The sequence below is a fragment of the Acidovorax sp. GW458-11-26-14-TSB4 genome (assembly GCF_059423865.1).
In genome coordinates, this window is sequence record NZ_JBWKYR010000008.1 from 21895 (window position 1) to 44505 (window position 22611).

A 22611-nucleotide genomic window follows, 5' to 3' on the forward strand; every position below is an offset into this window, starting at 1 on the left:
TCAGGAGTTGATGCCGCGCTGCACCACCGACAGCGCACGCCGATAGCTCTCGCGCAAGCGGTACATCTGCGCAGGCCGGTGCGCGGCCCCGCTCGTGAGCTCGCCCTCGATGGGTTCGAGCATGCCCAGCTCGTCGATCTTGCGCCGAAAACTCACCTTGTTGATGGGCTCGCCCAGCACCGCCTCGTACACCGCCTGCAGGCGCGGCAGGGTCATGCGCTCGCCGCACAGGTAGACCGGCAGCGACGAGTACTGGCTCTTGGAGCGCACGCGCTCCACCGCCAGCGCCACGATCTCGCCGTGGTCGAAGGGCAGGGCGGGCAGCGCGGCCACCGGTGCCAGTTGCAGCCCCTCGCGCCCCCGGGGCAGCAACTCCTCGGAGATCAGCGCGTAGTAGACGATGGAGGCCGACCAGCCCCGCGGGTCGCGGTCGGCGCCCGAGTAGGTGGCCAGCTGCTCCAGGTACGGGCTCACGATGCCGGTCTTGTCGCGCAGCACGCGCGCGGCCGCATCCCACGCCGTGCGGTCCTCCTGCGCGTGGATGTAGCCGCCGGGCAGGGCCGGCGCACCCGCGAACGGGGCGTTCCTGCGCGTGAGCAGCACCACGTGCAGGGCATCGTCCTTGAGCGTCATCAGCACCACGTCCACCGTGCAGATCACGGTGGGGAAGGAGGGCTCGGCAGAGGAGGGCGTGGGCATGGCGTGTTTCCGTGGCTGAAGATTGTTGACTTAGTATTTTAATGAAACTATCATAAGTTCATCAATTAAACTAAGTAATCGGAGGCCGCATGACCGCACTATCTCCCCATGCCGTGGAAATTCTCGAAAGCCGCTATCGGGGCTGCCTGGTGGGCCTGGCCTGCGGCGATGCCGTGGGCACCACGGTGGAGTTCAGCCCGCGCGGCAGCTTTGCACCGCTGGCCGATATGGTGGGCGGCGGCCCGTTCCGCCTGGCGCCCGGGCAGTGGACGGACGACACCTCCATGGCCATATGCCTGGCGCAGAGCCTGCTGCACCGCGGTGGCTTCGATGCCGAGGACCAGATGCGCCGCTACGCCAACTGGTGGCGCTGGGGCTACCCCAGCCCCACGGGCACCTGCTTCGACATCGGCATCACCGTGCGCGGCGCGCTCTCGCGCTTTCTGGCCGATGGCGAGCCCATGGCTGGTTCCACCGATCCGCAGACCGCCGGCAACGGCTCGCTGATGCGGCTGGCGCCCGTGGTGCTGCGCTACTTTCCCGACATGGCGGCCATGCTGCGCCAGGCGCGCCTGAGCTCGCAGACCACGCACGGCGCGGCGGAGGCGGTGGAGTGCTGCAGTGTGCTGGCCGAGGTGATCGCCCATGCCCTGCAAGGCGATCCGGCGCGGGGCCAAGCCGCCCGACTGGAGGTGTTGGCCGTACGGCAGGCAGGTCTTGCCTGTCCTGCGGTGCAGGCCATCGCCGCAGGCAGCTACCACGGCAAGCCGCGCGAGCAGGTCCGCGGCAGCGGCTACTGCGTTGCTTCGCTGGAGGCGGCGCTGTGGTGCTTTGCCACCACGGATTCGTTTGCCCACGCCGTGCTGGCCGCCTCCAACCTGGGCGACGATGCCGACACCACGGCCGCCATCACCGGGCAGGTGGCTGGCGCGTTCTACGGCATCGAGGGCATTCCCGCGCACTGGCGCGCCATGCTGTTCATGGGCGAGGAGATCGGCGACATGGCGGCAGGCCTGCTGCACCGGGACGCGCGCGCCGTTCCGGTTTAGCGATGAGCGGCCATGCCGTGCCGCTTATCGGGGCATCGCCTGGACAGGCGCGAGATACGCTACGGATGGGGGCCGAGCCATGCCCCGGCGGCCTGCGCAAGGCCGCTTCTGCGGTGTCTTTTTTGTTCTTCCTGTCCTTGTCCGTTGTCTTTTTTTCTGGATCCATTCCATGCGGTACCTCGCTGTTCTTCTCCTGGCTGCGGCTGCGCCCCTGGCCCAGGCCGCCAATTTCGTCTCGCTGCACCAGTCGGCCCTCAAGATCGCCTTGCCCCCGCCAGCGGGCTCCTACAGCTACAAGTTCGATACCCACATCGGCTTCAAGCAGCAGTACGCGCCGCAAGGTGTCACGGGCTGCGCCATCGGATATGCCACGGGCGGCTGTGCCTTTCCTGGCGGCGGCTCGCTGGCACTGCCCGAGTTCACCGGCTACCAACTGCAGTACAAGGAATTCAAGATCTTCATCCCCGCAGGGACGCGCTCGTTCATGTTCTCGGGCTATGCGCCGCAGCGCACGCAATCGGCCTTCGTGCTGCGCTATGGCTCGGCACCCGTGCGCGAGGCGGCCCTGAGCGGCGCCGAATACCAGAACGCCCAGACCGGCGAGCGCATCGACACCTCGTTTGCACGGCTGGTCAACGAACGCACAGAGCAGTTCGTGGTGCACGACGGCGGCGGCACGCTGCGCTTCGTGGGCGGCCAGCTCGATGCCAACCGGGGCAGCACCAAGGACGGCAACTGGCTCTATGTGCGCCAGCTCAGCGGCAGCCCGCTGTACGACGTGCAGGGCGCCATCGACCTGGACATGCCCAGGTACGCGGCCGGCTACGCCAAGATCGTCTGGACCACCAGCGCCTACCCCGACCCGGTGGATGCGCCGAGCGCTGGCGGCGGCACGGGCACGGTCACCCCGCCAGACAATGCGACGACCCTGCCGGTGCCGGCCACCGTGTCTACCTCAGTGGTGTCCGCCGCCGGCCAGCCACTGCGGCTCGACATCACGCTGGCGCAGGCCGCCTCCGACGTCGCTGCCAACCCGAAACTCAGCACCTGGGTGGCGGCGCTCATTCCGGCCAATGGGACCTCGTTCCCGGTGGACAGCTGGTTCTTCCGTCTGGCCAAGGGCGGATGGACCAGCCAGGTGCCCGCGGACCTGGAGGGCATCGCCTTTGCCAGCCAGGTGAACAATGCCACCAGCCTCAAGTTCACGCCTTTGCTGGACTTCACGGAAGCGGAGCTGCGCGCGTTCAACGTGCAGGTCCACTTCGGCTACAAGACCAGCACCGGCGCTTTCGTGCACAAGGGCAAGGTCTGGCCGCAGTGAGAGCGGTGGCGGAGAATTCGTCATGAGTTCATGCGCAATGCGGCTTTGGAAGAAGGGATTCCGGCCTTTAAGCTGGCGCCCTGTCTTCCAGCCGGCTTCTCGCTCATGCCCCACGACCTCTTCGACACCATCGTCATCGGCCTTGGCGCCGTAGGCTCCGCCACCCTCTACCAATTGGCCCGACGCGGTGCCAAGGTGCTTGGGCTGGACCAGTACGCGCCGCCGCACAGCCTGGGCTCTTCGCACGGGCAGACCCGTATCACCCGCCTGGCGGTGGGGGAGGGCGACGAATACGTGCCCCTGGTGCGACGCTCGCACGAGATCTGGCGCGAACTGGAGGCTGCCACGGGCCAATCGATCTACACCCGCACCCACGGCCTGGTGCTCGGCCCGCGCGATGGCGCCCCCGTGCACCAGGGGCGCCGCCACGACTTCGTGCACAGCACCATCGACATCGCGCGCCGCCATGGTATAGACCACGAGGTGCTGGACCATGCCGACCTGCGCCGGCGCTACCCGCAGTTCCAGCTCAACGACCACGAGTTCGCCTACTGGGAGCGCGATGCTGGCTTCGTGCGGCCTGAGGCCGCCATCGGCGCCCAGCTGCAACAGGCCCAGGTGCATGGCGCCACGCTGCAGACCGGCACGCGCGTGACCGGCCTGGCACGCGAAGGCGAGCATCTGCGCGTGGAGACCACCCAGGGCCGCTACAGCGCGGGCCAGGTGGTGGTGGCCGCCGGCCCCTGGCTGCCGGGCCTGCTGGGCCAGGAACTGCAGCATGCCTGGGCGCCGAAGCTGGCGGTGTACCGCCAGGTGATGTTCTGGTTCGACACAGGGGCGGCCGCGCCATTGTTCGAGCCCGGAGCCTTCCCGGTCTTCATCTGGACCTTCCGCGAGGGGCCGGACGATTCGATCTATGGTTTCCCCATCGCGGAAGCGGGCACGTCGGCCTTCAAGATCGCCACCGCGCAGTACCTCAAGGCCACCACCCCCGACACCGTGGACCGGGCCGTGGCCGATGCCGAAAAAGACACCATGCTGCAGCGCCATGTGCTGCCGCGCTTTCAGGCCCCGGGCGCGCACTGCACCGATGCCCGGGCCTGCCTGTACACCGTCACGCCCGACCACGGCTTCGTCATCGACCAATTGCCGGGCTGGCCAGGCGTTCATGTGGCATCGGCCTGCTCGGGCCATGGCTTCAAGCACTCGGCCGCCGTGGGCGAGGCCCTGGCCCAGCAGGTGCTGGACTTGCCGGAGCGCCTGGACCTGCGGCCCTTTGGCCATGCCCTGCATGGCCTGGCGACGGCAGACACAGCCTGACCTACTGCAAGGATGTTTTGGTTTTATAGAAACCAAATTTTATTCTTTTGGGTTTTATGGGAAGGGTTCTAGAGTGGACCCATGTGCACAGCAGCCCCACCTACGAGGGCTGCAATCCCCTCACCTCAAGGACCCCTGCCATGTCTTCATCCGCTACCCAGGACACTGTGCTTGCACAGGAATTGGAATCCGCCCGTTCGGTAGCGCTGGCCTCTGGCCTGCCCTATGCAGGCGGCGTTTCGCCCACCGTGGCGTGGAAACTCATCTCTGCCGGCGATGCCGTGCTGGTGGATGTGCGCTCGGCCGAGGAGCTGAAGTTCGTCGGCCAGGTGCCCGACAGCCTGCACGTGCCATGGGCCACGGGTACCGCGCTGCAGCGCAACCCGCGCTTCGTGCGCGAGCTGGAGTCGCGCCTGTCCAGCCATGGCGGCAAGGAAGCCACCGTGCTGCTGCTGTGCCGCAGCGGCAAGCGCTCGGCCCTGGCGGCCGAGGCGGCGGCCAAGGCCGGCTTCACCCGCGTCTTCAACGTGCTCGAAGGCTTCGAGGGCGAGATCGACGGCCAGCAACAGCGCGGCCATGCCGATGGCTGGCGCTTCCACGGCCTGCCCTGGGTCCAGGACTGACGAACTGACTGCCTGCGGCCGATCCCACGACTGAACCACTGCTTCCCACATTCCCCATGGCCGTCTTCAACATCGAACCCATCGTGCAGTCGCTGCACGCCGTGCGCCGCGACTGGCGCAGCCTGCAAAAGCGCTCGCAGGAGCCGGGCGGGCGCGAGTTCCCCTCGCGCGATGCGCTGGCCGACATCGTCGACAAGCTCAAGGGCGTGCTCTTTCCCATGCGCCTGGGCCCGCCCGACCTGCGCCAGGAGAGCGAAGACTTCTATGTGGGCCACACGCTGGACGCGGCCCTGCATGCGCTGCTGGCACAGATAAGGCTGGAGCTGCGCTACGTGCTGCGCCATCAGCCGGTGGAAGAGCAGAACATCGAAAAGCGCGCCGTGCAGGCGGCGCGCAGCTTCGCCGCAGCGCTGCCCGAAACACGCAGCCTGCTCGACAGCGACGTGCTGGCCGCCTACCACGGCGACCCGGCCGCGCGCAGCGTGGACGAGGTGCTGCTGTGCTACCCCGGCATCCTGGCCATGATCCACCACCGCCTGGCGCACACGCTGTATGGGCTGGAGCTGCCGCTGCTGGCGCGCATCGTGGCCGAGCAGGCGCATGCGCAGACCGGCATCGACATCCACCCCGGCGCGCAGATCGGCGCGGGCTTCTTCATCGACCACGGCACGGGCGTGGTGATCGGCGAGACGGCGGTGATCGGCGAGCGCGTGCGCGTCTACCAGGCCGTCACCCTGGGCGCCAAGCGCTTTCCCACCGACGAGGAGGGCCACCTGCAAAAGGGCCTGCCGCGCCACCCGGTGGTGGAGGACGATGTGGTCATCTACGCCGGCGCCACGGTGCTCGGCCGTGTCACGCTGGGGCGCGGCGCCACCATCGGCGGCAATGTCTGGATCACGCACGACGTGCCTGCCGGCGGCAACGTGACCCAGGCCCTGTCGCGCCACAACGGCCATCACGAGGGCGAAAAGCCCGGGGTGGCCACGGCATGAGCGAGGTGCTGGTACGCAGTTTCGGCACCGCCGTGCGGCGCCTGCGCGAGGCGCGCGGCTGGTCGCAGGAGCAACTGGCCGAGCACGCCGATCTCAACCGGTCCTATGTGGGCGAGATCGAGCGTGGCCGCGCCATCGCCTCGCTGGTCACCATCGACAAGCTCTCGCAGGCCTTTGGCGTGAGCGGCGCTACGCTGCTCGGGCACTGCGACGCATTGAGCGATGCGAATGCGCTCAAAGGCACGCGATTGGCGGCTATAGCATGTTGAAGCGCTGAGGCAGCCGTCGGAAACTGGCTGGGACACCTTTCTTTTCATCCCACCTTTTTCAGACACGGAGCCTCACATGACGGCAACAGTGGGCGGCACGACCGCCCTGGGCGACAACGCAGCACGGCAACTTGCCAACGCGACCAAGACCACCGCACAACTCTCGACCATCTCGCCGCGCTGGCTGACGCACCTGCTGCAGTGGGTGCCGGTCGAAGCTGGCATCTACCGCTTGAACCAGGTCAAGAACCCTGAGCTGATCAAGGTCACCTGCACCGCCCGCGAGGAAGAGAACCAGCTGCCGCGCACCTTCGTGGACTACGAAGAGAACCCGCGCGAGTACTTCCTGAACGCCGTGAGCACCGTGCTCGACGTGCACACCCGCATCTCCGACCTGTACAGCAGCCCGCACGACCAGATCAAGGAACAGCTGCGCCTGACGATCGAGACGATCAAGGAGAACCAGGAGAGCGAGCTCATCAACAACCCCGACTACGGCCTGCTGGCCCAGGTGACTGAAGAGCAGCGCGTGTTCCCGCTCACCGGCGCGCCCACGCCGGACGACCTGGACGAACTGCTGACCAAGGTCTGGAAGGAGCCCGCCTTCTTCCTGGCCCACCCGCTGGCGATTGCCGCCTTCGGCCGCGAAGCCACGCGCCGTGGTACGCCGCCGCCCACCGTGAGCCTGTTCGGCTCGCAGTTCATCACCTGGCGCGGCATTCCGCTGATCCCTTCGGACAAGGTGCCCGTGGCCGACGGCAAGAGCAAGATCCTGCTGCTGCGCGTGGGCGACAAGCGCCAGGGCGTGGTCGGCCTGTTCCAGCCCGGCCTGCCGGGCGAGCAGAGCCCGGGCCTGTCGGTGCGCTTCATGGGCATCAACAACCATGCCATCGCGTCCTACCTGATCTCGCTGTACTGCTCGCTGGCCGTGCTCACGCCCGATGCCCTGGCCGTGCTGGACGACGTGGAGATCAACAAGTACCACGACTACCCCGACACCTACAAGTAAAGCGGCCGCGTGGTGACCACTCCATCCTCCCTTCCTGCCAGCGTGCCCGCCACGCTGCAGCCGCCGATCGACCCGGCGCTGCTGGCCGGGCTGGCGACGGCCTTTTTCGCGGCCCGGCCCGGCGAAGAGCCGCGCTTTGCCGGGCCGGCTGCAGGCCTGCCCTCCACGCCACCGGGCTCGCTGCCTGGGGCGGGGCAGGGCACACCCTGGCCGCCTGGCGTGCAGGCGCCTGTCAACATCGCACCGGCCGGCTCGCCCCTGGTCAGCCCCGCCGGCTTTGGCCCCGGCGTGCCTGGCACCCCCATCCCGCAAGGACTGGTGCCCGGTGCCAACCTGGTGCCGGCATCGCCCACGCCATTGGCCTCGCTGGCACACCGCGCGCCGGCCCTGCTGCCGCACGCGGTGGCCGGCAATGGCGTGCCCGACTCGGTGATCAGCACCTTGCCGGCCTATGAGCCGCGCTTTGGCAGCGGCGTGCTGGGTGTGCCCGAGGCCGCGCCCGCCCAGGCCGCTCCTGCGGTGGCGCCGGGCACATCGCCGTACTACTTTCTCGGCGAACGCCACGGCCACCCGCTGGCGGCCGACCGCCTGCCCCAGGTGACCCCGCCCGACGGGCATGGCGCCGTTCCCGGTGGGCTCGATGCCCTGGCGCGCCTGCCTTTTGCCGCCCCCGAGGTGCCGCGCGTGACGTCCCCCACGGCCGGCACCGGTGTGCCCAGCACGGTGCCATCGGCCGAACCGCGCTTCTACTTTGCCGATGCGGTGGTGCTGCCTGGCGGCTACACCACGCCCGGCCGTGCCCCGGCTGCCAGCAGCGTCCCGCAGGCCGACCGCAGCGCCCACCCGGCCTTCGACGTGCATGCGGTGCGCCGCGACTTCCCGGTGCTGCAGGAGCGCGTCAACGGCCGCCAGCTGGTCTGGTTCGACAACGCCGCCACCACGCACAAGCCGCAGTCGGTCATCGACCGCATCAGCCATTTCTACGCGCACGAGAACTCCAACATCCACCGCGCGGCGCACGAGCTGGCCGCCCGCGCCACGGACGCCTATGAGGGCGCACGCCAGCGCGTGCAGCGCTTCATCAACGCGCCCGATGTAAACGAGGTGATCTTCGTACGCGGCACCACCGAGGCTATCAACCTGGTGGCCAAGAGCTGGGGCGCGCAGCATGTGGGCGAGGGCGACGAGATCATCGTCAGCAACCTGGAGCACCATGCCAACATCGTCCCCTGGCAGCAGCTGGCCGCCGCCAAGGGCGCGCGCCTGCGCGTGATCCCGGTGGATGACTCGGGCCAGGTGCTGCTCGATGAGTACCAGAAACTCTTGAACGACCGCACCAGGATCGTGGCGGTGACCCAGGTCTCCAACGCCCTGGGCACGGTGGTGCCGGTCAAGGAGATCGTGGCGCTGGCCAAGCGTGCCGGCGCGACCACCCTGGTCGACGGCGCGCAGTCGGTCTCGCACATGCGGGTGGACGTGCAGGACCTGGGGGCCGATTTCTTCGTGTTCTCGGGCCACAAGGTCTTTGGCCCCACCGGCATCGGCGTGGTCTGGGGCAAGCGCGCGGTGCTCGAAGACATGCCGCCCTGGCAGGGCGGCGGCAACATGATTGCCGACGTGACCTTCGAGAAGACGGTGTTCCAGCCCATCCCGAACAAGTTCGAGGCCGGCACCGGCAACATCGCCGACGCCGTGGGCCTGGGCGCCGCCATCGACTACGTGAACCGCGTGGGCATCGAGAACATCGCACGCTACGAGCATGAACTGCTGGCCTACGGCATGCGCCACCTCTCCGCCATCCGCGGCGTGCGCCTCATCGGCACGGCCAACGACAAGGCCAGCGTCATGTCCTTCGTGCTCGCGGGCTACTCCACCGAAGAGGTGGGCAAGGCGCTCAACGAGGAGGGCATTGCCGTGCGCACCGGCCACCACTGCGCCCAGCCCATCCTGCGCCGCTTCGGCGTGGAGACCACGGTGCGGCCCTCGCTGGCGTTCTACAACACCTTCGACGAGATCGACCGCCTGGTCACGGTGGTTCAGCGCCTCGCCGGGCAGCGTCGGGCGGGCTGACGCCGGTCGCCATCCCTGGTGAACTTCCCGGCGCAATCCGCTATACAAAATATAGCAATTGCGCTGGGTGAGCAGGCCATGGCGTCACGGTCTGTGGCTATCATGGCGAGTGCTTCGCGCTGCCGGGTCCTGAGACCACCCCTGCAGTGCTTTTCTCCATGTCATCCCATTCACAAGGAGTTTCCATGAGCAATGTCCAGATCGCCGTCATCGTCGGCAGCCTCCGCAAGGATTCGTTCAACCGCAAGCTGGCCACCGCCATCGAGCGGCTGGCCCCGGCCGATTTCAAATTCACGCAGCTGCGCATCGACGACCTGCCCCTGTACAACCAGGACGACGATGGCAACCAGGCTGCGTCGGTGCTGCGCCTGAAAAGCGAGGTCAAGGCAGCCCAGGGCCTGCTGTTCGTGACGCCCGAGTACAACCGCTCCATCCCCGGCGTGCTCAAGAACGCGCTGGACCATGGCTCGCGCCCCTACGGCCAGAGCGCCTGGGGCGGCAAGCCCGCGGGCGTGATCGGCGCCTCGGTGGGCGCCATCGGCACCGCGCTGGCGCAGCAGCACCTGCGCAACGTGCTGGGCTACCTCGATGTGCCCACACTGGGCCAGCCCGAGGGCTTCATCCACGCCAAGGAAGGTTTGTTCGACGCCGACGGCAATGTGGGCGAGGGCAGCAAGAAGTTCCTGCAGGGCTGGGTCGATGCCTACGTTGCTTGGGTCAAGCAGCACATCTGAGGTTCTGACCGTCCCATGAAAAACGCCGCCCCGAAGGGCGGCGTTTTGCTTGGCTGAGCTGAAACCGGTTCAGGCCACTTGTGCGATCTGTGGCTGGTTGGCCGGTACGCTGGTGTGCGCCTGGATGTCCTTGTCGGCGCTGGCAATCGCCAGGGCCTTGGCGTCGGGGCCCATGCCCACGCCTTCGGCACGCACGAAGCGCACGTCGGTGATGCCGAAGAAGCCGAACACCACCTTCAGGTAGCTCTCCTGGTGCTCCATGGCCTGGCCGCCTTCGCTGGTGGAGTAGATGCCGCCGCGGGTGGAGGCTACGATCACCGTCTTGCCGCCCGCCAGGCCCACGGGGCCCTTGTCGGTGTATTTGAAGGTGCGGCCAGCCTGGGCGATGCGGTCGATCCAGGCCTTGAGCTGGCTGGGAATGGTGAAGTTGTACAGCGGCGCGCCGATCACGATCACGTCGGCCGCCAGGAACTGGCTCACCAGGGCTTCGGACAGTGCGTTTTCCTGGCGCTGCACTTCGGTGGCAGCGGCCTGGCCGGTGCGAAAGCCCAGGGCGTCGGCGCTCAGGTGGGCCGGGGCCTGCGCGGCCAGGTCCAGGTGCTGCACCGTGGCGTTGGGGTGGCCGACCTTCCAGGCGGCGACGATGCGCTTGGTGAGTTCGCGGGAAACGGATTGTTCGCCGGTGATGGCCGAGTCGATGTGAAGCAGTTGCATGAGTGATCTCCTGTGGATGGCAGCCACAGCGTGTGGCCATGGGATGAATTGTGGAGACGCACTCGTTTGTTGATAAGGTATTGAACTTGCGATAGATTGTCCTATCAGTAGAACGATGTACTTTATGCAAGACCTCAACGACATGCTGTATTTCGCCGAGGTGGTCGAGCGCGGTGGCTTTGCCGCCGCCGGCCGCGCCCTGGGTATTCCCAAATCGAGGTTGTCGCGCCGCGTGTCGGACCTGGAGGCGCAGTTGGGTGTGCGCCTCTTGCAGCGCACGACGCGCAAGCTGTCGCTGACCGAGGTGGGAGAGGCCTACCTGCGCCACTGCCAGGCCATGCGCGAGTCCGCCCAGGCGGCGGCCGACACGGTGGCCCAGGTGCAGACCGTGCCGCGCGGCACCGTGCGCGTGAGCTGCCCGGTGACGCTGGCGCAGACCGTGCTGGCCGAGATGATGCCGCCCTTCCTGGCCCGCTATCCGGAGGTGCGCGTGGACATGGTGGTCAGCAACCGGGTGGTGAACGTGGTGGAGGAGGGCATCGACGTGGCCCTGCGCGTGCGCCCCACGCTGGAGGACAGCGGCTCCATGGTGGTCAAGCGCCTGGACATGACCAGCCAGATCCTCGTGGCCAGCCCCGAGCTGCTGATACGCCAGGGCGCGCCCACCACCCTGGAAGACCTCTCGCGCATGGACAGCGTGGCCATGTCGGCCCCCGATGGCCGGGCCACCTGGAACCTGATGGGCCCGGGCGGCGCCCACCAGGTCGTGCACCACACGCCGCGCTACGTGGCCGACGATCTGCTGACCCTGAAGTTCGCGGTGCTGGCCGGCATCGGCATCGGCTGGATGCCCGACTACATGTGCCATGAGGAAATGCGCGAGCGCCGCCTGGTGCGCGTGCTGCCCGAATGGGTGCCGCCGCCGGCCATCGTGCATGCGGTGTTCCCCTCGCGGCGCGGGCTGTCGCCGGCGGTGCGCAGCTTTCTCGACTACCTGGGAGAGGCCATGCCGGGGCGCAACAGCCTGGCCACGCGCGACGGTGTGGCAGGGCTGGACGGGGCCAACATATAGCACCGTGTCAATACGCTGTGTGGTGAAGACCGCTGTGCTTGGAGGTCACTTCGGCCTTCGCGTTTTCAGGCCACAATGCAACCAGTTGCAACTGAACGGTTGCCTGCGCGCCACCCTTGCGCAGGTGCCCGTGGCGCACCGTGAAAACTGCCCACCCCATCGATACCCACCTCCAGAAGGCCCGCGTCCACCCCTCCGTGCGCGCCATCGTGATCCCGCCGTGCCCCGAATCCCTGGTGCGGCTGCAGCAGATCGTGGCCGCGCCCGAGCTCGATTCGGGTGCGCTGGAGCAACTGGTCGCATCCGACGTGGCCATGGCCGCCGCCCTGATGCGCCAGGCCAACAGCCCGCTGTATGGGCTGGCCCAGCCGGTGCAGACCATCGGCATGGCGCTCACGGTGCTCGGGCTCAACCCGGCGGTGGAGCTGCTCTCGGCCTTCATCACGCGCAATGCGCTCATGGTGCGCTCGCCGCTGCTCGAGCATTTCTGGGAAAGCTCGCAGCGCCGCGCCATTGCCTGCGAGCACATCGGCCGCCAGCTCTACAGCCTGGACCCCGGCCTGGGCTACAGCTTCGGCCTGTTCTGCCACGTGGGCATGCCGGTGCTGGTCAAGGCGGTGCGCGGCTATGGCTCCACCGTGACCGAGGCCCTGGCGCGCAAGGACCGCACCTTCACCCAGACCGAGAACGCCAACCACCAGACCGACCATGCCGTGATGGGGGCCCTGGTAGCCCGCACCTGGCACCTGCCGGGCGATGTGGCCCAGGCCATCTGGCTGCACCACGACTTCACCTGCCTGGGCGACGAGCGCTTCAGCCCCACGGTGCGCCACCTGGTGGCCCTGGGCCTGCTGGCCGAGTACTTGGTGAACCACCACGACAACCTGCAGCCCACGCGCGACTGGCGGCAGCACGGTCAGGCCTGCATGGAGCACCTGGCGGTGTCCGAAGAAGAGCTGGACCACTGGGTGGACGAGTTGCACCCTGCCTTCGAGGCGGTGCGCTTCTGACCCGTGCCGGCCGTTAGCATGGCACCCCATGCTGCCCGCCAAACCCTATCTGCAAAGCGTCTGCATCCGCCCCGATGCCGAGGTGGACTACGACACCTATCCGTACAACATCCCTGCGGTCCGGGAGATGGGGCGGCTGGAGTTCCACCCTGACGTGACCTTTCTGGTGGGCGAGAACGGCTCGGGCAAATCCACCCTGCTGGAAGCCATTGCCGTGGCCCTGGGCTACAGCCCCCAGGGCGGCACCCGCGACTTCGCGGTGGGTGGCCCCGAGTCGGTGTCGCCCCTGCACGAGGTGCTGCGGCTGGCGCGCAGCTTTCGCCAACCCAAGGATGGGTACTTCCTCAGGGCCGAGAGCTTTTTCAACGTCGCCACCTTCGTGGACGACAACGGTGTTCCCGACGCCTACGGCACGAACTCGCTGCATGGCATCTCGCACGGCGAGGCCTTCATGTCCCTGCTCGCCCACAAATTCCGCGGCAAAGGCCTGTACCTGCTGGACGAGCCCGAGGCCGCGCTCTCGCCCAACCGCCAGCTCGCCGCGCTCTCGGCCATCCACCAACTGGTCGAAGACAAATCCCAGTTCATCATCGCCACGCACTCTCCCATCCTGCTGTCCTACCCGCACGCGAAGATCGTGCTGTTCGATGGCACAGGCCTGTCGGAAGTGGCCTATGAGGACACCGAGCACTATGCGGTGACGCACGACTTCCTCAACAACTACCGCGCACGGCTGGACCGTCTGTTGGACCAGGACTGAGTTTTTCGGGGCCTGATAGACGTTTTTGCGATTAAGTCAGAACAATATATTCGTTTGGGTTTTAAAGCCCGGCTCGCAGAATGCCTCCATCAGATATTGAAGGAGCAACCTCCATGGCCACCTTGCGACTTGGCGACACCGCCCCCGACTTCACCCAGGAATCCACCGCCGGCCCCATCCATTTCCATGAATGGGCAGGCGATTCGTGGGTGGTGTTGTTCTCCCACCCCGCCGATTTCACGCCCGTCTGCACCACCGAGCTGGGCAAGACGGCGGCCCTGGCTACCGAATTCGCCAAGCGCAAGGTCAAGCCCATCGCCGTGAGCGTAGACCCCGTGGATTCGCACAACCGCTGGGTGGGCGACATCAACGAGACGCAGAACACCACCGTCAACTTCCCCATCCTTGCCGATGCGGACAAGAAGGTGGCTGACCTGTACGACATGATCCACCCCAACGCATCGACCACGGTCACGGTGCGCAGCGTGTTCATCATCGACCCCAAGAAGGTGATCCGCACCACCTTCACCTACCCCGCCAGCACGGGCCGCAACTTCGACGAGATCCTGCGCGTGGTCGACTCGCTGCAGCTCACCGACAGCCACAAGGTGGCCACGCCCGCCAACTGGAAGGATGGCGACGACGTGATCATCGTGCCGAGCCTGCAGGACCCGGCCGAGATCGCCCAGCGCTTCCCCAAGGGCTTCAAGGCCGTGCGTCCCTACCTGCGCGTCACGCCCCAGCCCAACAAGTAAGCCAGCCAGGCACCCTGGCGCGCGTTCCTGCTGCAAGGGCAGGGCACTGCCAGGGCCATGCCGGGCGCTACCAACGTGAACCCCACTTCCATCATCATCGTCCCCGGCTGGCGCGACTCCGGCCCCGGCCATTGGCAAAGCCTGTGGGCCGAGCGCTTGCCCAACGCGCGCCGCGTGGTGCAGGACGACTGGATCACCCCCACCCGCAATGCCTGGGTCGGCACGCTCGAAAAGACCGTGCTGGCCGCGCCGCACCCGGTGGTGATCGTGGCGCACAGCCTGGGCTGCATTGCCACCACCCACATCGGCCCCGAGGCGGCGGCGCGCATCCAGGGTGCCCTGCTGGTGGCCCCGGCAGACCCGGAGCGCCGCGCCATCCTGAGCGACTTTGCGCCCGTGCCCTACGCGCCGCTGCCCTACCGCAGCGTGGTGGTGGCCAGCAGCAACGACCCGTACTGCCCCATCCGCCTGGCCGGCGCCTATGCCCGCGCGTGGGGCAGCGAGTTCGTGCGCATGCAGCAGGCCGGCCACATCAATGTGGAGTCGGGCCACGGCGAATGGCCGCTGGGCTGGGCGCTGCTGCTATCGCTTACGGGTGAGCAGGGCGCCGTACCCGGTGCGGCACCCACGCCAGCGCAGGCGGCGCAGGCCTCCGCCTGAGCAGCCCCTGCCCCTGTGCGGGCAGGCGTGCTGCTACATCCTGTTTCTATATTCCAAAATCCGATTAATTAACAAGAATGTATTCTTTTGAGTTTTAAGGCGCTGTGCGCACAATGTGGCATCTTCCGCTTTTCCTTACGGGCTACGCCACATGACTTCTTTGAAACTCAAGACTCTCCTGGCCACTCTGGCATTGACCGCAAGCGGCATGGCGCTGGCCCAGGACTCGCTGCTCAACGTGTCGTACGACGTGGCCCGTGAGTTCTACAAGGACTACAACGCCGCGTTCTCCGCCCACTACAAGAAGACCACCGGCAAGGACGTGAAGATCGACCAGTCGCACGCTGGCTCCAGCGCCCAGGCGCGCGCCGTGAACGACGGCCTGGCCGCCGACGTGGTCACCATGAACACGACCACCGACGTGCAGTTCCTCGCCGACAACGGCGTGGTGGCCAAGGACTGGGCCAAGAAATTCCCGCACGATGCATCGCCCACCACCTCGACCATGCTGTTCCTGGTGCGCAACGGCAACCCCAAGGGCATCAAGGACTGGGACGACCTGATCAAGCCCGGCGTGCAGGTCATCGTGGTCAACCCCAAGACCGGCGGCAACGGCCGCTATGCCTACCTGGCCGCCTGGGGTGCCGTGCGCGAAAAGGGCGGCACCGAAGCGCAGGCCGCCGAGTTCGTGGGCAAGCTCTACAAGAACGTGCCCATCCTGGCCAAGGGCGGCCGCGATGCCACCGCCACCTTCCTGCAGCGCAACCAGGGCGACGTGCTGATCACGTTTGAATCCGAAGTGGTCTCCATCGACCGTGAGTTCGGCACCGGCAAGGTCGATGCCGTCTACCCCTCCGTGAGCGTGGTGGCCGAGAACCCCGTGGCCGTGGTCGAGCGCACCGTCGCCAAGAAGGGTACGGGCGCGCTGGCCAAGGCCTACCTCGATTACCTGTACTCCGAAGAAGCCCAGGAAATTGCGGCCAAGCACGCCATCCGTCCGCGCTCGGAAACCGTGCTCAAGAAGTACGCCGACACCTTCAAGCCCCTGAAGCAATTCACCGTGGCCAAGTACTTCGGCTCGCTCAGCGATGCACAGAAGGTGCACTTCAACGACGGCGGCCAGTTCGACAAGCTCTACACGCCCGGCGCCAAGTAAGCCATGACCGCTGCGACCTCTGTGGCCGCGCGGGGTGCCATCGCGGCCCCTGCGCAGGCCGGCCGGCGTGCGTCCAAACGGGTGCTGCCCGGCTTTGGCCTGACGCTGGGCTACACGCTGTTCTACCTGAGCATCATCGTGCTGATCCCGTTGTCGGCACTGTTGTTCAAGACCTTCACCCTGACCTGGGAGCAGTTCTGGACGGCCATCAGCGCACCGCGCGTGGTGGCCTCGTACCGGCTCACCTTCGGCGCCTCCTTCATCGCGGCCGTCGTCAACCTGTTCTTCGGCCTGCTGATCGCCTGGGTGCTGGTGCGCTACAAGTTTCCCGGCAAGAAGATCGTCGATGCGCTGGTGGACCTGCCGTTCGCGCTGCCCACGGCCGTGGCCGGCATCTCCCTGACCGCGCTGCTGGCCAGCAACGGCTGGGTCGGGCAGTACCTGGAGCCGCTCGGTATCCAGCTGGCCTTCAAGCCTGCGGGCATCGTGATCGCGCTGATCTTCATCGGCCTGCCCTTCGTGGTGCGCACGGTGCAGCCGGTGCTCGAAGACGCCGAGAAGGAACTCGAAGAAGCCGCCACCTGCCTGGGCGCCACGCGCTGGCAGACCTTCACCAAGGTCATCCTGCCCTCCATCACCCCTGCGCTGCTCACCGGCTTTGCCATGGCCTTCGCGCGGGCGGTGGGTGAGTACGGCTCGGTCATCTTCATCGCCGGCAACATGCCCATGGTGTCTGAAATCACGCCCCTCATCATCATCGGCAAGCTCGAGCAGTACGACTACGCCGGCGCCACCGCCGTGGCGGTGGTCATGCTGGTGATCTCGTTCATCCTGCTCCTGGTCATCAACGCGCTGCAGGCTTGGCAGCGCCGCCACGCAGGGGCACCGGCATGAGCGCCACCACCAACTCCCGCACGGTACGCCGTGCGCGCGCCGGTACGACCGAGGCGCCCTGGGTGCGCTACACCCTGATCACGGTGGCGCTGCTCTTCATGCTGCTGTTCCTGGTGCTGCCGCTGGCCGCGGTGTTCGCCGAGGCGCTGCGCAAGGGCTTTGGCGCCTACCTCGAAGGCCTGCGCGAGCCCGATGCCTGGTCGGCCATCAAGCTCACGCTGATCACGGCGCTCATCGCCGTGCCGCTGAACCTGGTGTTCGGCGTGGCTGCCGCCTGGTGCATCGCCAAGTACGAGTTCAAGGGCAAGGCCTTCCTCACCACGCTGGTGGACCTGCCGTTCTCGGTCTCGCCCGTGGTGGCCGGCCTGGTCTACGTGCTGATGTTCGGCGCGCAGGGCTGGTTCGGCCCCTGGCTGCAGGCGCACGACATCAAGATCATCTTTGCCGTGCCCGGCATCGTGCTGGCCACCGTGTTCGTGACCTTTCCCTTCATCGCGCGCGAGCTGATCCCGCTGATGCAGGCCCAGGGCAACGACGAGGAGCAGGCCGCCATCGTGCTCGGTGCCACCGGCTGGCAGACGTTCTGGTACGTCACGCTGCCCAACATCAAGTGGGGCCTGCTGTACGGGGTGATTCTGTGCAATGCGCGTGCCATGGGCGAGTTCGGCGCTGTGTCGGTGGTCTCGGGCCACATCCGCGGCCAGACCAACACCATCCCGCTCCATGTGGAGATTCTCTACAACGAATACCAATCCGTCGCCGCGTTCGCAGCCGCCTCGCTGCTGGCGCTGCTGGCGCTGGTCACCCTGGTCATCAAGTCGATTGCCGAATGGCGCAACGAGCAGGAGATGAAGGCCGCGGCCGAGCTGCCGCCCGAACGTCCTGCGCCTGGCACAGCTGGCTGAAGGAAGAAAAAACATGAGTATCGAAATTCGCAACGTCAGCAAGCAGTTCGGCGACTTCCATGCGCTGCGCGACGTGAGCCTGGACATCGCCTCGGGCGAGCTGATCGCGTTGCTCGGCCCCTCGGGCTGCGGCAAGACCACGCTCTTGCGCATCATCGCCGGCCTGGAGACGGCCGACGTGGGCACCATCCACTTCTCGGGCGAGGACACGACCGACGTGCACGTGCGCGAGCGCAACGTGGGCTTCGTGTTCCAGCACTATGCGCTGTTCCGCCACATGACCGTGTTCGAGAACGTGGCCTTCGGCCTGCGTGTCAAGCCGCGCAGCGAACGCCCGAGCGAGGCCCAGATCAAGAAGAAGGTGACCGACCTGCTCAAGCTGGTGCAGCTCGATTGGCTGGCCGAGCGCTACCCCTCGCAGCTGTCGGGCGGCCAGCGCCAGCGCATTGCGCTGGCCCGCGCCCTGGCGGTGGAGCCAAAGGTGCTGCTGCTCGACGAGCCCTTCGGCGCCCTGGACGCCAAGGTGCGCAAGGAACTGCGCCGCTGGCTGCGCCGCCTGCACGACGAACTGCACGTGACCAGCATCTTCGTGACCCACGACCAGGAAGAAGCGCTCGAAGTGGCCGACCGCGTGGTGGTGATCAACCAGGGCCGCATCGAGCAGAGCGGCTCGCCCCAGCAGGTCTGGGACCACCCGGCCAGCCCGTTTGTCTACGGCTTTTTGGGCGATGTGAACCTGTTCCAGGGCCGCGCCCACGAGGGCCTGGTGCACCTCGACGGCATGCAGATCGCTTCGCCCGAACACGCCGATGCGCAGAACACCAAGGCGTTCGCCTACGTGCGCCCGCATGACCTCGATGTGCAGCGCTACTCACCGGGCGTGGGCGTCGACGCCTCGGGCCGGCCCACCGGCATCGTGGCGCAGCTGAGCCGTGCCATCGTGGTCGGCCCCATCGCGCGGCTGGAACTTATTCCGTCCGACGATCACAAACCAGCGGACAATTCGACTTCCGAGACGCTGATCGAGGCACAGATCCCCGCGCAGCAGTTCAAGGAAATGGGTTTCAAGGAAGGCGAGACGCTGGTGGTGACACCGCGCCGCGCCAAGGTTTTTCTGGACCACGCCGCCAACATCTGACGCTTGCCTTGTAGCCCTTCTGGGCACCCGGGGCAGACCGGGTGTCGGGGCTTCAGCGGATTGGCCTTTGGCCGGATAACTAGGCGGGTGGCTGCAGACAGTGCTGTAGCACGGCAAGGCCACCCAACGACGTTAGGCGGTCGAAGGCCAATCCGCATGCAACAAGGATAAGAATGATGGTGTTGTTGAACTGGATCGATACGGCGCCGCGCCGCATCCTCGGGCTGATCAGCCTGGCCTGTGTGGCCATGCTGGCCTTCGGCATGTACCTGCAGCATGTGGTGGGGCTGGAGCCGTGCCCCATGTGCATCGTGCAGCGCTATGCGCTGATCGGCGTGGCCGTGTTCACGGGCCTGGCCGCCGCGCGCAACTCGCGCGGCTGGTGGATGTCGCTGGCCGGCATCGCCGTGCTCATTGCCGGCTTCGGCGCCTTCGTGGCCGCCCGTCAGAGCTGGCTGCAGTGGTACCCACCCGAAGTCGCCACCTGCGGCCGCGACTTCTACGGCATGATCGAGAACTACCCCATCAGCCGCGCCATCCCCATGATCTTCCGCGGCTCGGGCGACTGCGCGGCCATCGACTGGACCTTCCTGGGCGGCTCCATCGCCAACTGGTCCTTCATCTGCTTCGTGGGCTTCGGCCTCGTGATGCTGGTGTTGCTGGCGCGCCACCTCAAGGGCGGGCGTCGGGGTGGGGCAGGGTACTCGATGGCCTGAGGCAGGAAACCGTTTCCAGCCAACCATGACAAAGGCGCTCCTCGGAGCGCCTTTTTGTTTGTGCGGGTTGCGAGCATCCACGCCGCCCCAGAGCCTTTCCATGGCATTGCATCTTGGGGGCGCCAACTCTGGACAAGCTGTCCAGCAGGCCTGCCAGGTTGCCTTCTATGATGCACACGCTGTGCGCTGGTGGCGATGTTGCCAGGCCAACGCGCCCACCTGCATCAATTCTCGAAGTCCCACACCATGGCAACCCAAAAATCCAAATGGACCAATGACGATGACTACCCTGTCCGTGTGCTCAACCACTCGAGCAAGCTGAGGCTGGACCGTTTCCAAAGCGAGGACCTGGACCACATTGCAGGTTGCGATGATGTGGACATGCTGCGCCTGAGCAACAGCAAGATGGCCGAGCCCCTGGATCTGGCGCGCATCGCCCACATCACCAGCCTGAGAACGCTGTGGCTGGAAAAAGTGAAGTTCACCAACCTCGCCGCACTGTGCGCGCTGCCGCGCCTGCGCACGCTGCGCATCGAGAACTGCAAGTTCTCTGATGTCCAAGCTCTCAACGGCTTTCAGGCGCTGGCCCACCTCACTCTGCGATACAACAAGAAGGCGGTGCTTCCTGCGGGGCTGAATCTGCCGCAGCTCCAATCCCTGCATCTGACACGCAACGGTATCTCGGACTTGGGCTTCTTGCGAGGCTACGCGCAAAGCTATCCCGGACTGGTCTCACTGGACCTCTCCGGCAACCCGCTCAGCGACCTTTCCCCTCTGGTTGCCTGCACCCAGGTGACGGACCTGGACCTCAGCTTCAACGAGATCAGCGACCTGTCACCGCTGGCCGCATGCCCTCAGGTCGTGAAGCTGGACGTGGCGTACAACCCCATCAGCACGCTGGCGCCGCTGGCGGGCCGCAAGTTCGTTCGCTTTCATGTCGACGCACCACAACTCGAAGAGCGGCTCGCCCTGAAGCTGGACCTGCCACCCGAACCGCCCCAGGTGCCCAACGACGCAGGGGACGTGGAGGCCTCGCGCGTGGCCGACCTGATGCAGGCCAAGGACTGGCCTGCGGTCTACGCCATCACCGACCTGGCGCTGCTGGGCAAGGCATTCTCCCGCCTGGCAGTCCGTAACTTCGACGAAGAAACCCTGCGCGGCGTGCTGGCCCACCCGGCCGAGGGCGCCTTCCATGCCATGGTTGCCAATGGCATGCGGCCGTACCACCACGAGGAGTGGGCATTGCTGAAGGACGTGCTCAGCAGTTTTGGCGAACGCACCATCGCACCCATGACCGAGTGCTTTCATACCGCAATGGAACAGTACCCTTTCAAGCAGGAGTGCGAGGCCGGCAAGCTCAAGATCGAGCACGTCACGATCACGCATGTTCTGTGCGAGATGGCCAGCCCGGCTTGCACCGACCTCTTCCTCACCTTCTTCAACGACCGGGACAGGTTTTCGGCCATCCACCTGGGCATCTATAAAAACCTGCTCGATGCGGTCGGCAAGACCAAGTCATCGCAACTGGTGGAGCCCATCATGGACCTGCTGCGTTTTGAGCGGCAGATCATCGGCGGCGACGCCGCCTTCATGAAAAAGATCTTCAAGGCCATCGGTCTGCTAGGCAGCAAAGCCGACGCCGGTGTGCTGGCCACCCGGTTCGACGTCGCCGCCGAAACCCGGCCGGAGGTGCTGCAGGCGTATGAGGCGGCGCTGGCGCGTTTGGAGAAGAAAAAGGTGTGATGCTTATTCCGCCTTGATCCCCGCGTCCTCGATCACCTTCTTCCAGCGCGCCGCCTCGCTTCGGGCATAGGCCATGGCCTCCTCGGGCGTGCCGCCGGCGGGCTTGATGCTCAGCTCGGCCAGTTTGTCCATCGTCTGCTTTTCCTTGAGCACCGCGTTCAGCGAGGCATTGAGCTTGGCCACCACGTCCTTGGGCGTGCCGGCAGGCGCCAGCAGCGTGTACCAGACCACCAGCTCGAAGTCCTTGACGCCTTGTTCCGAGGCGGTCGGGAGGTCAGGGAACATGGGCGAGCGCTGCTGGGTGGTGATGGCCAGGTTGCGCAGCTTGCCGGTCTTGACCAGCGGCATGGCCTCGGGCGCCAGGATCAGCATGAACTGCACCTGCCCGGCCATCAGGTCCTGCACCGCAGGCGCGCCGCCCTTGTAGGGCACGTGCAGCGCCTCGACGCCCGCCGCGCGCTTGAACAGCTCCGTCGCCAGGTGGTTGGGCGTGCCGTTGCCGGGCGAAGCGTAGCTCTTGTCCGGGTTGGCCTTCAGGTAGCGCTGGAACTCCGGCAGGGTGTTGGCGGGCACGCCAGGGTTCACCACGATCATCGCCGGCACGTCGGCCACGCGGCCAATGGCCGTCAGCTCCTTGGTCGCATCGAACGACAGCTTGGGAAACAGCGTGGGGTTGATGGCCTGCGTGGTCATCGTCGCCAGCAGCAGGGTGTAGCCGTCGGCCGGCGCCTTGGCCACCAGGCCAGCGCCCACGGCCTCGGCGGCGCCGGGCCGGTTGTCCACCACGACGGACTGGCCCAGGTTGTCGGCCAGGCGCTGCCCGATGAAGCGGGCCAGCACGTCCGTGGTGCCGCCCGGCGCATAGGGCACGACGATCTTGACCGGCTTGGTGGGGAAGTCGGCGCCGTGCGCGGGGAGGGTGGCTGCTGCGCACACCGCCGCCAGGGCGAGCGCGATCTGGTTGAACACTTTCTTCATGGCTTTTGTCTCCTTGTGGTAATT

23 protein-coding genes are annotated in these 22611 nt (G+C 66.6%); 20 read left to right on the forward strand and 3 right to left on the reverse strand.

The window, feature by feature from the left end; all coding sequences use genetic code 11:
• Window positions 1–699 (reverse strand): NUDIX hydrolase, encoded by a 699-nt coding sequence (locus tag AC07X5_RS17525; protein ID WP_494771184.1) that lies wholly within the window; start codon window positions 697–699, stop codon window positions 1–3.
• A gap of 89 nt (window positions 700–788) precedes the next feature.
• Here AC07X5_RS17525 and AC07X5_RS17530 point away from each other — a divergent pair, with 89 nt between their 5' ends.
• From AC07X5_RS17530 to AC07X5_RS17570, 9 genes are all read left to right on the forward strand, one after another.
• Window positions 789–1748: an ADP-ribosylglycohydrolase family protein gene (locus tag AC07X5_RS17530; protein ID WP_494771185.1), complete on the forward strand. Its 960-nt coding sequence runs from the start codon at window positions 789–791 to the stop codon at window positions 1746–1748.
• A 169-nt stretch (window positions 1749–1917) separates the two neighbouring features.
• Window positions 1918–3069 carry a hypothetical protein gene (locus tag AC07X5_RS17535; RefSeq protein WP_494771186.1) on the forward strand — a complete coding sequence of 384 codons (1152 nt, stop codon included), beginning with the start codon at window positions 1918–1920 and terminating at the stop codon, window positions 3067–3069.
• A 105-nt stretch (window positions 3070–3174) separates the two neighbouring features.
• A complete protein-coding gene (gene solA / locus AC07X5_RS17540) occupies window positions 3175–4389 on the forward strand; it encodes an N-methyl-L-tryptophan oxidase (RefSeq protein WP_494771187.1) in 1215 nt (404 codons plus the stop codon).
• A gap of 140 nt (window positions 4390–4529) precedes the next feature.
• A complete protein-coding gene (locus AC07X5_RS17545; RefSeq protein ID WP_494771188.1) occupies window positions 4530–5012 on the forward strand; it encodes a rhodanese-like domain-containing protein in 483 nt (160 codons plus the stop codon).
• A gap of 56 nt (window positions 5013–5068) precedes the next feature.
• Entirely contained in the window at window positions 5069–6004 is a 936-nt protein-coding gene (gene epsC / locus AC07X5_RS17550) for a serine O-acetyltransferase EpsC (RefSeq protein ID WP_494771189.1), read from the forward strand.
• The gene (locus AC07X5_RS17555; RefSeq protein WP_494771190.1) at window positions 6001–6273 is read left to right on the forward strand and encodes a helix-turn-helix domain-containing protein; all 273 of its coding nucleotides are present in this window, start codon (window positions 6001–6003) and stop codon (window positions 6271–6273) included. Before epsC ends, AC07X5_RS17555 begins: the two co-directional genes overlap by 4 nt.
• A 76-nt stretch (window positions 6274–6349) precedes the next feature.
• Window positions 6350–7282, forward strand: a complete 933-nt coding sequence (locus AC07X5_RS17560; RefSeq protein ID WP_184856217.1) for a family 2A encapsulin nanocompartment shell protein — start codon at window positions 6350–6352, stop codon at window positions 7280–7282.
• Between the two features lie 9 nt (window positions 7283–7291).
• A complete protein-coding gene (locus AC07X5_RS17565) occupies window positions 7292–9352 on the forward strand; it encodes a family 2A encapsulin nanocompartment cargo protein cysteine desulfurase (RefSeq protein ID WP_494771191.1) in 2061 nt (686 codons plus the stop codon).
• A 185-nt stretch (window positions 9353–9537) separates the two neighbouring features.
• Window positions 9538–10086: an NADPH-dependent FMN reductase gene (locus tag AC07X5_RS17570; RefSeq protein WP_494771192.1), complete on the forward strand. Its 549-nt coding sequence runs from the start codon at window positions 9538–9540 to the stop codon at window positions 10084–10086.
• Between the two features lie 69 nt (window positions 10087–10155).
• Here AC07X5_RS17570 and AC07X5_RS17575 read toward each other — a convergent pair whose 3' ends face one another.
• Window positions 10156–10800, reverse strand: a complete 645-nt coding sequence (locus AC07X5_RS17575; protein WP_494771193.1) for an FMN-dependent NADH-azoreductase — start codon at window positions 10798–10800, stop codon at window positions 10156–10158.
• A gap of 124 nt (window positions 10801–10924) precedes the next feature.
• On the opposite strand from AC07X5_RS17575, the gene AC07X5_RS17580 reads away from it, so the two are divergent.
• The 11 genes from AC07X5_RS17580 (at window position 10925) to AC07X5_RS17630 (ending at window position 21609) form a co-directional block, all read left to right on the forward strand.
• Window positions 10925–11872, forward strand: coding sequence for a LysR substrate-binding domain-containing protein (locus AC07X5_RS17580; protein WP_409961750.1), 948 nt, complete (start codon window positions 10925–10927; stop codon window positions 11870–11872).
• Between the two features lie 140 nt (window positions 11873–12012).
• On the forward strand, window positions 12013–12882 hold the full coding sequence (locus AC07X5_RS17585; RefSeq protein WP_494771194.1) for an HDOD domain-containing protein: 870 nt from the start codon (window positions 12013–12015) through the stop codon (window positions 12880–12882).
• A 28-nt stretch (window positions 12883–12910) separates the two neighbouring features.
• A complete protein-coding gene (locus AC07X5_RS17590; protein WP_494771195.1) occupies window positions 12911–13642 on the forward strand; it encodes an AAA family ATPase in 732 nt (243 codons plus the stop codon).
• A gap of 113 nt (window positions 13643–13755) precedes the next feature.
• On the forward strand, window positions 13756–14397 hold the full coding sequence (locus AC07X5_RS17595; RefSeq protein WP_494771196.1) for a peroxiredoxin: 642 nt from the start codon (window positions 13756–13758) through the stop codon (window positions 14395–14397).
• A gap of 57 nt (window positions 14398–14454) precedes the next feature.
• Window positions 14455–15057, forward strand: coding sequence for an RBBP9/YdeN family alpha/beta hydrolase (locus tag AC07X5_RS17600; protein ID WP_494771197.1), 603 nt, complete (start codon window positions 14455–14457; stop codon window positions 15055–15057).
• 151 nt (window positions 15058–15208) lie between these two features.
• On the forward strand, window positions 15209–16213 hold the full coding sequence (locus AC07X5_RS17605) for a sulfate ABC transporter substrate-binding protein (protein ID WP_494771198.1): 1005 nt from the start codon (window positions 15209–15211) through the stop codon (window positions 16211–16213).
• 3 nt (window positions 16214–16216) lie between these two features.
• Window positions 16217–17107, forward strand: coding sequence for a sulfate ABC transporter permease subunit CysT (cysT, locus tag AC07X5_RS17610; RefSeq protein ID WP_494771199.1), 891 nt, complete (start codon window positions 16217–16219; stop codon window positions 17105–17107).
• Window positions 17104–18012, forward strand: coding sequence for a sulfate ABC transporter permease subunit CysW (cysW, locus tag AC07X5_RS17615; protein ID WP_494771200.1), 909 nt, complete (start codon window positions 17104–17106; stop codon window positions 18010–18012). The genes cysT and cysW overlap by 4 nt, the downstream gene beginning before the upstream one ends.
• 13 nt (window positions 18013–18025) lie before the next feature.
• On the forward strand, window positions 18026–19150 hold the full coding sequence (locus tag AC07X5_RS17620; RefSeq protein WP_409954585.1) for a sulfate/molybdate ABC transporter ATP-binding protein: 1125 nt from the start codon (window positions 18026–18028) through the stop codon (window positions 19148–19150).
• A gap of 179 nt (window positions 19151–19329) precedes the next feature.
• Window positions 19330–19866, forward strand: coding sequence for a disulfide bond formation protein B (locus AC07X5_RS17625; protein ID WP_494771334.1), 537 nt, complete (start codon window positions 19330–19332; stop codon window positions 19864–19866).
• 195 nt (window positions 19867–20061) lie between these two features.
• Window positions 20062–21609, forward strand: coding sequence for a leucine-rich repeat domain-containing protein (locus AC07X5_RS17630; RefSeq protein WP_494771335.1), 1548 nt, complete (start codon window positions 20062–20064; stop codon window positions 21607–21609).
• Between the two features lie 3 nt (window positions 21610–21612).
• On the opposite strand, the gene AC07X5_RS17635 is transcribed toward AC07X5_RS17630, so the two are convergent.
• Complete coding sequence (locus AC07X5_RS17635; RefSeq protein ID WP_494771201.1) at window positions 21613–22587, reverse strand: Bug family tripartite tricarboxylate transporter substrate binding protein; 975 nt, start codon at window positions 22585–22587, stop codon at window positions 21613–21615.
• Window positions 22588–22611 lie beyond the last annotated feature (24 nt).

Excerpts from the sequence above, each read along its gene's own strand:
- AC07X5_RS17525 (WP_494771184.1), bottom strand. The coding sequence starts at position 699 with ATGCCCACGCCCTCCTCTGCCGAGCCCTCCTTCCCCACCGTGATCTGC.
- AC07X5_RS17530 (WP_494771185.1), top strand. The coding sequence starts at position 789 with ATGACCGCACTATCTCCCCATGCCGTGGAAATTCTCGAAAGCCGCTAT.
- AC07X5_RS17535 (WP_494771186.1), top strand. The coding sequence starts at position 1,918 with ATGCGGTACCTCGCTGTTCTTCTCCTGGCTGCGGCTGCGCCCCTGGCC.
- solA (WP_494771187.1), top strand. The coding sequence starts at position 3,175 with ATGCCCCACGACCTCTTCGACACCATCGTCATCGGCCTTGGCGCCGTA.
- AC07X5_RS17545 (WP_494771188.1), top strand. The coding sequence starts at position 4,530 with ATGTCTTCATCCGCTACCCAGGACACTGTGCTTGCACAGGAATTGGAA.
- epsC (WP_494771189.1), top strand. The coding sequence starts at position 5,069 with ATGGCCGTCTTCAACATCGAACCCATCGTGCAGTCGCTGCACGCCGTG.
- AC07X5_RS17555 (WP_494771190.1), top strand. The coding sequence starts at position 6,001 with ATGAGCGAGGTGCTGGTACGCAGTTTCGGCACCGCCGTGCGGCGCCTG.
- AC07X5_RS17560 (WP_184856217.1), top strand. The coding sequence starts at position 6,350 with ATGACGGCAACAGTGGGCGGCACGACCGCCCTGGGCGACAACGCAGCA.
- AC07X5_RS17570 (WP_494771192.1), top strand. The coding sequence starts at position 9,538 with ATGAGCAATGTCCAGATCGCCGTCATCGTCGGCAGCCTCCGCAAGGAT.
- AC07X5_RS17575 (WP_494771193.1), bottom strand. The coding sequence starts at position 10,800 with ATGCAACTGCTTCACATCGACTCGGCCATCACCGGCGAACAATCCGTT.
- AC07X5_RS17580 (WP_409961750.1), top strand. The coding sequence starts at position 10,925 with ATGCAAGACCTCAACGACATGCTGTATTTCGCCGAGGTGGTCGAGCGC.
- AC07X5_RS17590 (WP_494771195.1), top strand. The coding sequence starts at position 12,911 with ATGCTGCCCGCCAAACCCTATCTGCAAAGCGTCTGCATCCGCCCCGAT.
- AC07X5_RS17595 (WP_494771196.1), top strand. The coding sequence starts at position 13,756 with ATGGCCACCTTGCGACTTGGCGACACCGCCCCCGACTTCACCCAGGAA.
- AC07X5_RS17600 (WP_494771197.1), top strand. The coding sequence starts at position 14,455 with ATGCCGGGCGCTACCAACGTGAACCCCACTTCCATCATCATCGTCCCC.
- AC07X5_RS17605 (WP_494771198.1), top strand. The coding sequence starts at position 15,209 with ATGACTTCTTTGAAACTCAAGACTCTCCTGGCCACTCTGGCATTGACC.
- cysT (WP_494771199.1), top strand. The coding sequence starts at position 16,217 with ATGACCGCTGCGACCTCTGTGGCCGCGCGGGGTGCCATCGCGGCCCCT.
- cysW (WP_494771200.1), top strand. The coding sequence starts at position 17,104 with ATGAGCGCCACCACCAACTCCCGCACGGTACGCCGTGCGCGCGCCGGT.
- AC07X5_RS17620 (WP_409954585.1), top strand. The coding sequence starts at position 18,026 with ATGAGTATCGAAATTCGCAACGTCAGCAAGCAGTTCGGCGACTTCCAT.
- AC07X5_RS17630 (WP_494771335.1), top strand. The coding sequence starts at position 20,062 with ATGTTGCCAGGCCAACGCGCCCACCTGCATCAATTCTCGAAGTCCCAC.
- AC07X5_RS17635 (WP_494771201.1), bottom strand. The coding sequence starts at position 22,587 with ATGAAGAAAGTGTTCAACCAGATCGCGCTCGCCCTGGCGGCGGTGTGC.